This window comes from Bacillus sp. ISL-7 (assembly GCF_018613065.1).
In genome coordinates, this window is the sequence record NZ_JAGGQW010000032.1 from 1 (window position 1) to 13,218 (window position 13,218).

Genomic DNA, 13,218 nt, shown 5'->3' on the forward strand with positions numbered 1-13,218 from the left:
GCCCATCTGTAAGTGTCAGCCGAAACCGACTTTCAGCTTTTCCTCATGAGAGGAAAAGGATTATCCGGTATTAGCACCGGTTTCCCGGTGTTATCCCAGTCTTACAGGCAGGTTGCCCACGTGTTACTCACCCGTCCGCCGCTAACCAACAGGAGCAAGCTCCTATTGATTCGCTCGACTTGCATGTATTAGGCACGCCGCCAGCGTTCGTCCTGAGCCAGGATCAAACTCTCCAAGAAAGTTGATTAGCTCATTTTGTTACGTTGGCTTAGTTTCTTAATTGAAACTAAAAATTTTGTTTGTTTGCACGATTTTGTTTGTTTAGTTTTCAAAGAACAATTTTCTCTATCGCCTAAAAGCGACTTTATAATCTTACCAAGTTATCAATGTAAAGTCAATAACTTTTTTTATTTCTTTTATCTTGTCATCACTGCCTCGCAGCAACAGATATTAATATACCACCATTAAAGACCTAGTGCAATAGTATTTATTATTTTTTTATATAAAATTACGAAGTAAAAATATTCTAACTCTTCAAGGCTACAAGCAATAAAAAAAGTGCCAGTGGCACCGGCACTTTCTAAAGATATTACTTATGACGCATTAACGGGAATAACAGTACGTCACGGATAGATGGTGAATTAGTCAGCAGCATAACTATGCGGTCTATTCCGATTCCTAATCCTCCAGTAGGCGGCATACCATACTCCAGAGCTTCAACGAAGTCATCATCCATCATATGGGCTTCGTCATTCCCTTGTTCTCGTTCCTTTAATTGCGCTTCGAAACGTTCTCTTTGATCAATCGGATCATTAAGCTCTGTAAACGCGTTTGCATGTTCACGCGCTACAATAAATAATTCAAAACGATCTGTAAATCGCGGATCCTCATCATTTTTCTTCGCAAGCGGCGAAATTTCTACTGGATGGCCGTAAATAAACGTAGGCTGGATTAACATTTCCTCTACTTTTTGCTCAAAGAATTCATTTACAATGTGACCATAAAGCATGTTGTTATTAATTTCGACACCATGTTCTTTAGCAAGTTCACGAGCCTCTTCCACACTCATCTCTTTCCAGAAATCTGCACCCGTGTATTCCTTGATGGCATCAACCATGTGAAGTCTTTTCCATTCCGGTTTAAGGTCTACTTCATAATCCCCATATTGAATTGTAGTGGAACCAACTACTTCTTTAGCAATGTGGGCGATTAAATTCTCAGTAAGACTCATGATATCGCGATAATCTGCGTAGGCTTCGTAAAGTTCAATCATTGTGAATTCTGGGTTATGACGGGTAGAGACCCCTTCATTCCGGAATACACGGCCAATTTCATAAACCTTTTCTAGACCGCCGACAATTAACCGCTTTAAGTGAAGCTCGATGGCAATCCTCATAAACAACGGCATATCGAGAGCATTATGATGCGTAATGAACGGACGTGCGGACGCACCCCCAGCGATAGAATGCATCATAGGTGTTTCAACTTCTAAATAACCATGGTCATCTAAATAACGACGCATCGATTGAATAATACGGCTTCTCGCAATAAATGTCGCCTTACTTTCTTGGCTCATAATTAAATCCAAATAACGCTGACGGTAGCGCTGTTCTACATCTTTAAGTCCATGGAACTTATCAGGCAGCGGACGCAATGCCTTTGTTAAGAACACAAAGTTTTCTACCTTTACGGATAGCTCTCCCACTTTTGTTTTAAATAATGTTCCAGTTACCCCAATAATATCCCCTAGATCAGCGGTATCAAATAGTTTGTAATTCTCTTCACCAATAGCATCCTGACGAACATATACTTGAATTTGACCCGTTAAATCTTGAACATGTGCAAAACCTGCTTTACCTTTTCCACGCTTCGTCATAATTCGGCCTGCTAAAGAAACAGACATGTTTTTTGCTTCGATGTCTTCTTTTTCTAATTCTCCATATTGCTCAATCAATTCATTTGTATTGTGTGAACGGTCAAAACGCTTACCAAATGGATCAAGACCATTTTCGCGCATGGTGTTCATTTTTTCACGTCTGACCCTTAATTGGTCATTTAAATCTTCCTGACTCATAAAATCCACTCCAATAATCATTTATTATGTAAAATGCTTTTATTAATCCATCCATTTTTCTACATACTTTATTATTTTACACAAACTTATAGTTTCAGACATCAAAAAAGATCTTAATAAAATAAAAACTGCCAGTTATTTCACTGGCAGCATCCAATTAGTATAGAAAAAGACACTTTAAGTGACAAATTTACCCTACAATCAACTGACTTTGTTCTTTTTCTTCAACTTCTAACACTAAGTCGTTTAATAATGTCACTAAGTGACCTCTTGTTTCACACTCATTAATAGCATTACGAACTTTAGCGTTGCCGCGGACCCCTTTTAAATACCAAGCAGTATGCTTGCGCATTTCGCGAACCGCAATATTTTCATTTTTTAGAGCGATTAATCGGTCAAGATGAAGAATACATACATCAATCTTTTCTCTAACAGTTGGTTGAGGCATTAATATCCCAGATTCTAAATATTGTACGGTACGATAAATCATCCATGGATCTCCTAATGCAGCTCTTCCAATCATGACTCCGTCCACACCAGTTTCCTCGAGCATTCGTTTGGCATCCTGCGGTGTCTGGACGTCCCCATTCCCAATTAACGGAATGTTAAGGTTTTGCTTTACTTCACGGATGATATCCCAGTTAGCTTTTCCTTCATACATTTGAACACGCGTTCGACCATGAAGCGACACAGCCTTTCCTCCTGCGCGTTCGACTGCTTGGGCATTTTTAACAGCAAAAATATGCTGTTCATCCCAGCCCATCCGCATTTTCACTGTAACAGGCTTTTCCACTTCCGCAACTACCGCAGAAACCATCTCGTAGATTTTATTTGGATCAAGAAGCCATTTCGCTCCCGCATCACATTTAGTGATTTTTGGAACAGGGCAGCCCATATTAATATCGATAATATCAGCATTGGTATTCTTATCAACAAATTTGGCTGCTTCGACAAGCGTTTCCCTTTTGCCGCCAAAAATTTGCAAACTAAGCGGTTTTTCACGCTCATCGATGTAGAGCATATTCATTGTTTTTTCGTTTTTATAAACGATACCTTTATCGCTTACCATCTCTGCACAAACTAAACCAGCACCGAACTCTTTCACCGTTAGACGGAATGCAGAGTTACATACCCCAGCCATTGGAGCTAAAACTACTGGATTCTTCATTTCAATTTCGCCAATTTTCAACATGAAACTACCTCCTATTCTTTGATGAACTTATTCCTTAGGAGTTAAATCATCTATACTTATTTTTAATGAATGCGCAATTCTCTCAAGCAGGTCAACTGCAGGCAGGCGATTTCCTCTTTCAATCTCTCCTAAGATCGATACAGATACACCTAGTTCCTTCGAAAAGCCTTCTTGTGTAAAGCCCTTTAGCTTCCGATAGGCACGAATCCGTCTTCCCCATTTTTCCGCTTCCATATTCGGACTCCTTCTTTATCAGGTAATTCTTCTAACGATGATTCAAGCAATTTATTTATCTTTAAAAATGGACTGTCGTGAATGATCTCTAAAAGTGGAATAATTACAAAAGCCCGTTCTAACATCCTCGGATGTGGAACTATGAGCCTCTCGCTTTCAATATTTTCTTGGTTAAAGGTAAGAATGTCAAGGTCTATTGTTCGCGGACCCCACTTTATTTCCCTTTTTCTCCCAAGTTCCAATTCGATTTTTAAGCATAAATCCAGCAATTCCATTGGACTTAATGCCGTCTGAATCTCAATTATCATATTCAAAAATAAGTCTTGGTCTTCATAGCCAACCGGATCTGTTTCGTAAATAGAGGAGTAATTTACCAAGTGAAGATCAGAATAGCTTGTTAATTTTTTGATTGCACCCGTTAAATTATCATATCGGTTTCCTAGATTCGATCCAAGGGCAATAAATGCTGTGTTTTCCACTTTTATCTTCTCCTTGTAATTTCTACTGCAACAGACCTGTAATGGCCCGAAATCGGCGGATTTGGCTTAATCACGGTTACTGTAACCTCGGATACAAGTGGAAACCCCATCAGGACGTTTGAAGCAATGCTTTCTGCAACAGCTTCGACTAACTTATACGGCTGCCCCTCGATTATTTCCTTACATACTTGGTATAACTCAGCATAATTTACTGAGTGCTCCAGTTCATCTGTTTCGCCTGCTTTTTTTAAATCAAGGGAAACGGATAAATCAACCTCAAATCGCTGTCCCAGCCGAGTCTCTTCCGGGAAAACACCATGGTAGCCGTAAAACTCCATTCGATTGACATAAATTTTATCCAATCAGTTCACCCTTTCCCATTAGGGCATCCATCATTTTTGCCATCCTGCTCATTTCCTTGACATCGTGAACACGTATTATGTGGCAGCCCTTTTGGATTCCATAACAAATCGTTGCTCCTGTACCTTCCATTCTTTCGTGAACTGGAAGATCTAACGCCTGTCCAATCATTGTTTTTCTGGATGTCCCTAATAATACTGGATAGCCCAGTTTAACAAATGTATCTAAATTCTGCATAGTTAGCAGATTTTCTTGGTAATCTCTCGCAAAACCGATACCAGGGTCGAGAATAATATTTTCATCCGTTACACCTGCATTTTTGACAATCGTTATACTTTCATAAAGATCATTAATGACATCTCTCATGAAAACCTTATAGTTTCGGTCATGACGATTATGCATAAGCACGATTGGAACACCGTAGTCTGCAGCAACTTGACCCATTTTTTCATCGGCTTTTGCCCCCCATACATCATTGATTATATGGGCGCCTGCTTCAATTGACCGCTTTGCCACTTCTGCCTTATACGTATCAATCGAGATTGGTACATCGACATGCTTAGCGATAGCCTCAATTACCGGGATTACCCGTTTGAGTTCTTCCTCGAGGGGAACCGCTGCAAAGCCAGGCCGTGTCGATTCACCGCCGATATCAATGATATCAGCCCCATTTGTGACCATTTCTTTTGCTCGTTCCACAGCCATGTCAACATGATTAAATTTGCCGCCATCTGAAAAGGAATCTGGAGTTGCATTTAAAATGCCCATAATAATGGTCTTTTTACTACTATCCAAGGTATATGGTCCACATTTGATTTGTTCTTGAGTTGCTCTCATACCTAATCCTCCTATACAGGCTTTTTTCACTCTTTTTATCATACATGAAATCTTAATTAGTTTACAAAAAAAAGAAGCATCGGTAAGCCGACGCCTCTCTTTAATTGTCTAATTTCAACGCCCAGCGGCGTTTCCACTTTACTATTTATTCAGCATCATACTGGTAAAGCACTGTACTTAAATAACGTTCACCGTTATCAGGAATAATTGCTAGAACCTTTTTACCTTTTCCAAGTTTCTTCGCAACTTCTAATGCAGCATGGATTGCTGCTCCTGAAGAAATACCACCAAGAATTCCTTCTTCTTTAGCTGCACGTCTTGCTGCAGCAAAAGCATCTTCCGTTCCAACTTGAATCACTTCATCATAAATATCAGTATTTAAGGTTTCTGGAATAAATCCTGCTCCAAGACCTTGGAGCTTATGCGGGCCAGGTGATCCGCCAGAAAGAACAGGTGAATCTGTTGGTTCAATAGCAACGATTTTTATTTCAGGGAATTTTTCACGAAGAACACTTCCTGCTCCAGAGATCGTTCCTCCAGTTCCGATTCCTGAAACAAATGCATCTAATTGATCCATTTGTTCAACGATTTCTTTACCTGTTGTTCTCCTATGAACTTCAGGATTCGCTTGGTTCTTAAATTGCTGCGGTAAGAAATAACCATGTTCCTGTACTAATTCTTCTGCCTTAGCAATAGCACCCTTCATACCAGCTGGACCAGGTGTTAACACAAGTTCCGCACCGTAAGCACGAAGTAGATTCCTTCTTTCCAAACTCATCGTTTCAGGCATAACAAAAACGGCCTTGTAACCTTTTGCTGCAGCAATCATAGCAAGTCCAATTCCAGTATTTCCACTTGTAGGCTCAATAATGGTATCAACACCAGGTTTAATTAAACCTTGTTCTTCTGCTGCTTCAATCATAGCTAAAGCGATACGATCCTTTACACTGCTTCCAGGATTAAAATATTCAAGTTTTAAATAAACCTCTGCACTATTTTCATCTACTAATCTGTTTAATTTAACGATAGGCGTTTGACCGACTAAATCGGCAACTGAATTTGCAACACGAACCATATAGAGCACCCCTATTCCGAGTAATTTGATTGGATTTATATAATTTAATTTACCAGTTTTATACTTAGTTTGTCAATCGTTTTGTTTGGCTATTTTTACAATATTTCAAATTTTAGAAAGAAAAAACACAGTAATAACATTGTGTTTTTAGTTTCCTTCTTTACCGTAAAACCAATCCACCTGAGCATCATTCCAAAAAGTAGAAGCAGCAGCTGGGGTTTTCATTTGTTCTAGAGCAATTTGGCGCCGAATTTGCTCTTTTACATCTTCAAAGGAATATTTCTTTCCATTTATTTTTCCTTCTAGCTTAATGATCGCATAGCCTTGGTCTACCTTGATTGGCATACTGTAGGCGCCTTTCTTTAATTCCTTAGCTATTTGGATATATTGGACCGGGTAGCGTTCATCTTCCTCACTAAGGTATCCTATATCTCCGCCTTCATTAGCAGAAAACTCCTCAATCGAACGTTCCATCGCTAATGTCGAAAAGTCCGAACCTTGTGCTAATTCCTGTAAGGCCTGGTCTGCTTCTTCCTCTGTACTCACAACAATATGTGATAAATGAAAGGCAGGCAGCACATGAAAAAGCTCTTTATTTTTTTTATAATAGTTACTTAATTCATCGTTTGAGACCTCGACATCTTTTGTTAAAAGTTCCTCTAAAAGGAGGTTGCTTCGGATTTGTTCCTTCCACTTCTCTTCATTCTTTACGCTCTGTTTACTCAAAGAATTATAGGTGGCTTGCAGCATTCTATATTCACGTTCAACATCTTGATTGGTTATTTTAATTTTATATTTCGCTGCCATTTCCTCTATGACCTTTTGATCGACCATTTCTTTTAAAACATCTTTTCCATATCTAGCTTCTAGTTCATTCAGCCATTCTTGTCTTAGGATTGTTTTTTTCCCGACGGTTGCAACTGCCTCTTCATTCATTACTGCTCCGCCTGCCAGATTTGCCTTTGATAAAAAAAAGGCGATTGTTAGGCAATTAACCATGATCAGGGCCGCAATAACCATCCAAAGTTGCTTCCTCCCCAACGTCTCTCCCCCAATCAGAAAAGCGTAAGCACCTTACTTTGCATCCTTTTTCAGTTCTTCTAATTCATCGCTCGAAAAGAGGTACTTTTCATTGCAAAAGTGACAATGAGCCTCAGCCTGTCCATCTTCTTCAATCATGGCATGGATCTCTGCTGCCCCTAAGCTAACAATCGCATTAGCAAAGCGTTCTTTAGAGCAATTACATTCAAAGCCCACTGGCATCGTTTCTAAGACCTTTACATGCTCTTTTCCAAAAAGCTCTTCGAGGATTTGTTCTGGTGTTAAACCTCGTTCAATTAATTTGGAAATGGGCTCAATGGTTTTTAATCTTTCTTCCAGATTTGAAATGATGCGTTCCGGTGTCCCAGGCATTAATTGAAAAATAAACCCGCCTGCTGCCAAAATGCTATCATCGGGATTTACTAAAACACCGACACCCACCGAAGAAGGAGTTTGCTCAGAGGTCGCAAAGTAATACGTAAAGTCTTCTCCTAATTCACCTGATTCTAACGGAACCTGTCCAGAGAAAAAGTCACGCAGACCCACATCCTTGACAACCGCAAGTGTCCCTTCAATACCGACCGCGCGGCGGACATCAAGCTTGCCATTTTCAGTTGATTCAAAATCAACTTCTGGGTTGGTTACATACCCGCGGACTTCCCCTTTAGCATTGCTATCAACAACAATTGGGCCAATCGGGCCGCCACCGTTGATTTTAATTGTTAATTTATCCTCACCCTTTAGCATAGCCCCCATCATTACCCCTGCGGTCATCGTGCGGCCGAGTGCAGCTGATGCCGTCCGCCAGGTTTGATGGCGCCTTTGCGCCTCACTTACCGTTTCTGTTGTACGAACGGCATAGGCTCGAATATTTCCATCATAGGCAAGTGCTTTTACTAGATAATCCTTCATTTATAAACCCCCTTCTAGCTGTTATTCTTTAGGATATCCACGTTTCTCTTATAGATAAGCTGTAAACCTTTTAAAGTTAAAAATGGATCAACAATATCAATAATGGTTGATTCTTGGGCAATTAAATTAGCTAGTCCGCCTGTCGCAATCACCGTTGGCTTCTTCTCGCTTTGCTCCATCATCCTCTTTACGATGCCCTCTACCTGTCCTACATACCCGTAGACAATACCAGCCTGCATCGCCGCCACGGTATTTTTGCCGATTACCCCTTCAGGGCGGGCTATTTCAATTCTCGGCAATTTTGACGCTCTCGAATAAAGGGCCTCTGTTGAAATACCCACTCCCGCGGCAATCGCACCACCCATATATTGGCGTTCCTCATTCACATAACAATAAGTTGTTGCGGTTCCAAAATCGACAATAATCAAGGGACTGCCATATTCGTGGATAGCGGCAACAGCATTAACAATTCTGTCCGCCCCAACTTCTCTTGGATTTTCATATTTAATATTTAAACCCGTTTTAATCCCTGGTCCAACAACGAACGGCTTCACATGAAAATACTTTTGACACATTCTTTCCAGCGCAAACATAATTGGTGGAACGACAGAGGAAATAATAATGCCATCAATATCTGAAAAAGAGAGGCCAACATGATCAAACAATGCTTTAATGTTCATTCCAAACTCATCTTCCGTACGATTTCTATTTGTTTCTACACGCCAATGATATTTAAGTTCCTCACGATCATAAACACCCAGAACAATATTGGTATTCCCTACATCAAATACGAAAATCACATCTATCACTCACTTTTCAGATTATTCTCTTCTATACTGAAAACATAATAACATAAATATGTTTTTTGATAAAAAAAAAAGAGCGCTTCAATGAAGCACTCTTTCGACTATTTATTTATTATCTGTTTCATCAGGAGGGCTAAGCGGCTCAACCTCTTCCTTTTTCGTATTGATATTAACCTTCACGTCTTCTACTTTTTTCGGACCGATTTTAACGGCTTCTAAAGCGACATTAGGCGCTGGCATATGACCATGGTCAACTAAATATTTAATTTGTTCAGCAACAAGGGTTTCAACTTCAAGAAGTGTCTTCGCAATGAGATCAAGCTTGTCACGATTTTCAGTGAGAATGACTTTAGCTCGAGCGTAACATTCCTTGATAATTCTTTGCACTTCCAAGTCAATTTCATAAGCAATCGCATCGGAATAATTTTGCTCATTATGAATGTCACGGCCTAAGAATACCTGACCGCCTGAACCTTGACCAAACTGAAGCGGCCCAAGCTTTTCACTCATACCATATTCAGTTACCATCTTACGAGCAATTCCCGTAGCGCGTTGGAAATCGTTGTGGGCTCCAGTACTTACTTCACCAAAGACAATCTCTTCCGCCACACGCCCACCGAGTAAACCAACAATTTTATCAAGCAACTCAGGCTTCGTCATAAAGTAACGGTCTTCTCTAGGCAGCATGACAGCATATCCGCCTGCCTGACCACGAGGTACGATAGTAACTTTGTGGACCATGTCGGCTTCATCTAGCACCAAACCAATTACCGTATGGCCGCCCTCATGGAATGCAACGATATTACGTTCCTTTTGAGAAATAACCCTGCTCTTTTTAGCTGGCCCTGCAATTACCCGGTCGGTCGCTTCATCAATATCTTCCATATCGATTTTCTTCTTACTGCTTCGTGCTGCAACTAATGCCGCCTCATTCAATAAGTTCTCTAAGTCAGCACCTGAAAAGCCTGGTGTACGCATCGCAATATTCTTTAAGTTTACAGATTCATCTAACGGTTTATTACGTGCATGTACTTTAAGTACTGCTTCACGTCCGATCACATCCGGACGGTCCACGGTAATTTGTCGGTCGAAACGACCAGGACGTAAAAGGGCTGGATCCAAAATATCGGCACGGTTTGTAGCAGCAATAATGATAATTCCTTCATTTGCCCCAAAACCATCCATCTCAACAAGCAATTGGTTCAAGGTTTGTTCACGTTCATCATGTCCGCCGCCTAGTCCAGCGCCACGTTGACGTCCAACTGCATCAATTTCATCAATAAAAATAATACAAGGTGCATTTTTCTTGGCATTTTCAAATAGATCACGAACACGGGAAGCTCCGACCCCGACAAACATTTCAACGAAATCTGAACCGCTTATCGAGAAAAACGGAACGCCAGCTTCTCCTGCAGTGGCTCTAGCAAGCAATGTTTTACCAGTACCTGGAGGGCCTACTAGAAGCACTCCTTTTGGAATACGTGCACCCAGTTCGGCATATTTCCGCGGATCCTTTAAGAATTCTACCACTTCAACTAATTCTGCTTTTTCTTCATCCGCACCAGCTACATCTCTAAAACGAACCTTTTTCTTATCATCATTATAAAGCTTCGCCTTAGATTTACCAAAGTTCATCACACGGCTGCCGCCGCCTTGGGCTTGGTTTAGTAAGAAGAAAAATAAAATAAAGATAATCACAAACGGAATAATCGATGTAAAGAAAGTCACCCATCCGCTTGTTTCCTTGGCAGGCATTACTTCCACTTTAGAATCCGCTTTATCAATTCGGTCAAGAATCTTTTCGCTGTTTGGAATATAGGTTATGAATTTTTTACTTTTCGCTTCTAACTCACCACGAACTTCATAAACGCCTCGTTCAGGCTGCATTGAAAATGATTTCACTTCGCCATTTTCTAATTGCGTTACAAACTTATCATATGAAATATGATCTGTTTGTTCATTGCTTCCATTAAAGAAACTCACCACACCAATAATGACTAAAAATATCAATAAATAAAAGATGGTATTACGGAAAATCCGATTCATCTCTTACCTCCTCCCACGATAGGCAAACTATACTAAATGGTATCATAGAAAATATTACTAATTCAAGGAATTACTCTCATGCTTAAAGCTTTATATATTGCTTTAGGAATGAGCTAATAAGTATCTTAAAGATTATTGCTGTATACTTCAGGTTTTAAGACACCGATATATGGAAGGTTTCGATATTTTTCAATATAATCCAAGCCATATCCAACAACAAATTCATCTGGCACAATAAAACAAACATAATCAGCTTTAATTGCACTTTTTCTACCAGTTGGTTTATCAAGCAATGTTACAATCTTGATCGATTTTGCTTTCCGATATTTAAATAGGTCAACCAAATAACTAAGTGTGAGACCGCTATCGATTATATCCTCGATAATTAGAATGTCTCTGCCTTCTACAGATGTATCTAGGTCCTTGAGGATTTTTACTTCTCCGGAAGAAACAAGCCCAGTTCCGTAACTGGAAACATCCATAAAGTCCATTTCAAGGTAGCAATCCATCCGTTTTAATAAATCAGCCATAAACGGCATTGCACCTTTTAGAACACCTATGGCAAGCGGGAATCGATCCTGATACTCTTCCGTTAACTGTCCAGCTAACTCCCGGATTTTAATTTGAATCTCTTCTTCTGTTACTAAGACCTTTTCAATATCCTGTTTCATTCTAAATGTGCCCCCTAGAAGATCGTTACTTTTGATATTTGAATAGTATATATTGTTTAGCTGAGTAATCTATGCCTTCAAGAGAAGATTTTTTTAAACCTGGAAGCCAGATAATAGAACCTTCTTTGTCGGTGAGTACAGGCCACATATTTCGATCATGAACTGGTATTTTCTGATCAATAAATATGGCTTTTAACTTTTTCGATCCTTGCATTCCCTTAATTGTCATCCGATCACCCATTTTCCTTGAACGAATGATAATCGGCCACTGAATACTGCTTGTATGAAACACGGCAGTGTATGGACTTGCCGTTGGAATGCCCCCCTCCATATATTTGCTGCTAATTTCCCCGCCATTTGGCAATAAAATCGTTCCAGGCTCTGTCATTTCAAAATGATATGACTCAACCTCGGTTAGTTGAAGTTGGAAGGAAAGGGAATGATAGGAACGGGAAACTTTTAAACCATTGGGCAAATCAAGTTGACCTGATGGGTGAGGATGATTAATTATGAAAAATACTTGATCGATATGTACGGCAGATAATGAAGCTGGTATTTCTTTGTAAAGATAGTTTAATATTAGTTGAATCCCTCGCCTTTGTAAAGGTATAGGCACTTCAAGAAAGCGTTTAATGTCAATGCTAATTTCACTTTCTTCCTTTTTTGTCATAACTGTATTCATTCGTTGGACAGTTAACTCCAGAAGAAAGGTTTCATCACTTTTTAATTCCTCGCTAAACCGTTGAAAATGTTCATGCACATGTGGATTTTCCTTTTTTAAAAAAGGGACAACTTCTTTTCGAAAGCGATTTCTACTATAGATCCCTTTCTCGTTACTCGGATCTATTCGCGGGCTTAGGTTATGATTTAGGCAATATTCCTGAATATCAGCCCTTTCCAATCCTAAAAATGGACGAAAAATGGTTCCCTGTTCAAATGGCCTCGAAAAAGGAATACCCGCTCGAGCCAGTCCCGCACTGCCTCTTGTTAATCTCATTAGCATGGTTTCGATTTGATCATCACCATGATGTGCAAGGGCTAAAAATCGATACTGATACTTTTCCATAATCTTCGAAAAAAACTCATACCTTACATCTCTTGCGGCGATTTGCGAACTTTTTCCTGTGCTTTCCATAATTTCTGGGACATTGACGCGAGTCATCTCAAACGGAAGATTATTCTGTTCACAAAATGCTTTGACGAACAGCGCATCCTCATAGGACTCCTGACCACGAAACATATGGTCTACATGGGCTACAACCAGGGAAAGGTTTTGTTTCTCTTTTTCCGCGAGCAAAAAGTAAAGCAGCGCTAGCGAATCCGGGCCTCCCGAAACACCAATGACAATCTTTTTGGATTCTAATCTGAATCCCTGGTGACTAAGAAAGGCCTTGACCTTAGATTCCAACATATGATTGCACTCTTTCTTAAAACAAAGTTTAAAGCATTAAAACGTTTAGAATAACATTAGTCTACCACTTTTACGAATAA

Annotated in this window: 13 protein-coding genes and 1 rRNA gene; all 14 read right to left on the reverse strand. The window is 39.9% G+C overall.

Annotation, left to right across the window (positions count from 1 at the left end):
• Positions 1–239, reverse strand: a 16S ribosomal RNA gene (locus tag J7E66_RS10995); the annotation flags it as partial.
• Between the two features lie 350 nt (positions 240–589).
• Positions 590–2,074, reverse strand: a complete 1,485-nt coding sequence (lysS, locus tag J7E66_RS11000) for a lysine--tRNA ligase (protein ID WP_215000016.1) — start codon at positions 2,072–2,074, stop codon at positions 590–592.
• Between the two features lie 190 nt (positions 2,075–2,264).
• Positions 2,265–3,266 carry a tRNA dihydrouridine synthase DusB gene (gene dusB, locus J7E66_RS11005; protein WP_215000018.1) on the reverse strand — a complete coding sequence of 334 codons (1,002 nt, stop codon included), beginning with the start codon at positions 3,264–3,266 and terminating at the stop codon, positions 2,265–2,267.
• Between the two features lie 27 nt (positions 3,267–3,293).
• Positions 3,294–3,500: a helix-turn-helix domain-containing protein gene (locus J7E66_RS11010; protein WP_168241482.1), complete on the reverse strand. Its 207-nt coding sequence runs from the start codon at positions 3,498–3,500 to the stop codon at positions 3,294–3,296.
• Positions 3,452–3,979 carry a 2-amino-4-hydroxy-6-hydroxymethyldihydropteridine diphosphokinase gene (folK, locus tag J7E66_RS11015; RefSeq protein WP_215000020.1) on the reverse strand — a complete coding sequence of 176 codons (528 nt, stop codon included), beginning with the start codon at positions 3,977–3,979 and terminating at the stop codon, positions 3,452–3,454. Before folK ends, J7E66_RS11010 begins: the two co-directional genes overlap by 49 nt.
• 2 nt (positions 3,980–3,981) lie before the next feature.
• Complete coding sequence (gene folB, locus J7E66_RS11020) at positions 3,982–4,341, reverse strand: dihydroneopterin aldolase (protein WP_214717294.1); 360 nt, start codon at positions 4,339–4,341, stop codon at positions 3,982–3,984.
• Positions 4,334–5,176 (reverse strand): dihydropteroate synthase, encoded by an 843-nt coding sequence (folP, locus tag J7E66_RS11025; protein ID WP_215000022.1) that lies wholly within the window; start codon positions 5,174–5,176, stop codon positions 4,334–4,336. Before folP ends, folB begins: the two co-directional genes overlap by 8 nt.
• 145 nt (positions 5,177–5,321) lie before the next feature.
• The gene (gene cysK / locus J7E66_RS11030; RefSeq protein WP_215000024.1) at positions 5,322–6,251 is read right to left on the reverse strand and encodes a cysteine synthase A; all 930 of its coding nucleotides are present in this window, start codon (positions 6,249–6,251) and stop codon (positions 5,322–5,324) included.
• A 147-nt stretch (positions 6,252–6,398) separates the two neighbouring features.
• On the reverse strand, positions 6,399–7,292 hold the full coding sequence (locus J7E66_RS11035; protein WP_215000026.1) for a peptidyl-prolyl cis-trans isomerase: 894 nt from the start codon (positions 7,290–7,292) through the stop codon (positions 6,399–6,401).
• 33 nt (positions 7,293–7,325) lie between these two features.
• Positions 7,326–8,204 (reverse strand): Hsp33 family molecular chaperone HslO, encoded by an 879-nt coding sequence (gene hslO, locus J7E66_RS11040; RefSeq protein ID WP_215000028.1) that lies wholly within the window; start codon positions 8,202–8,204, stop codon positions 7,326–7,328.
• A gap of 14 nt (positions 8,205–8,218) precedes the next feature.
• Positions 8,219–9,004, reverse strand: a complete 786-nt coding sequence (locus tag J7E66_RS11045) for a type III pantothenate kinase (RefSeq protein ID WP_215000030.1) — start codon at positions 9,002–9,004, stop codon at positions 8,219–8,221.
• A gap of 111 nt (positions 9,005–9,115) precedes the next feature.
• On the reverse strand, positions 9,116–11,056 hold the full coding sequence (gene ftsH / locus J7E66_RS11050; protein ID WP_215000032.1) for an ATP-dependent zinc metalloprotease FtsH: 1,941 nt from the start codon (positions 11,054–11,056) through the stop codon (positions 9,116–9,118).
• Positions 11,057–11,181: 125 nt separating this feature from the next.
• Positions 11,182–11,727 (reverse strand): hypoxanthine phosphoribosyltransferase, encoded by a 546-nt coding sequence (hpt, locus tag J7E66_RS11055; protein WP_214717301.1) that lies wholly within the window; start codon positions 11,725–11,727, stop codon positions 11,182–11,184.
• A 25-nt stretch (positions 11,728–11,752) separates the two neighbouring features.
• Positions 11,753–13,138 carry a tRNA lysidine(34) synthetase TilS gene (gene tilS, locus J7E66_RS11060; protein WP_215000034.1) on the reverse strand — a complete coding sequence of 462 codons (1,386 nt, stop codon included), beginning with the start codon at positions 13,136–13,138 and terminating at the stop codon, positions 11,753–11,755.
• Positions 13,139–13,218 lie beyond the last annotated feature (80 nt).

Excerpts from the sequence above, each read along its gene's own strand:
- lysS (WP_215000016.1), bottom strand. The coding sequence starts at position 2,074 with ATGAGTCAGGAAGATTTAAATGACCAATTAAGGGTCAGACGTGAAAAA.
- dusB (WP_215000018.1), bottom strand. The coding sequence starts at position 3,266 with ATGTTGAAAATTGGCGAAATTGAAATGAAGAATCCAGTAGTTTTAGCT.
- J7E66_RS11010 (WP_168241482.1), bottom strand. The coding sequence starts at position 3,500 with ATGGAAGCGGAAAAATGGGGAAGACGGATTCGTGCCTATCGGAAGCTA.
- folP (WP_215000022.1), bottom strand. The coding sequence starts at position 5,176 with ATGAGAGCAACTCAAGAACAAATCAAATGTGGACCATATACCTTGGAT.
- cysK (WP_215000024.1), bottom strand. The coding sequence starts at position 6,251 with ATGGTTCGTGTTGCAAATTCAGTTGCCGATTTAGTCGGTCAAACGCCT.
- hslO (WP_215000028.1), bottom strand. The coding sequence starts at position 8,204 with ATGAAGGATTATCTAGTAAAAGCACTTGCCTATGATGGAAATATTCGA.
- ftsH (WP_215000032.1), bottom strand. The coding sequence starts at position 11,056 with ATGAATCGGATTTTCCGTAATACCATCTTTTATTTATTGATATTTTTA.
- hpt (WP_214717301.1), bottom strand. The coding sequence starts at position 11,727 with ATGAAACAGGATATTGAAAAGGTCTTAGTAACAGAAGAAGAGATTCAA.
- tilS (WP_215000034.1), bottom strand. The coding sequence starts at position 13,138 with ATGTTGGAATCTAAGGTCAAGGCCTTTCTTAGTCACCAGGGATTCAGA.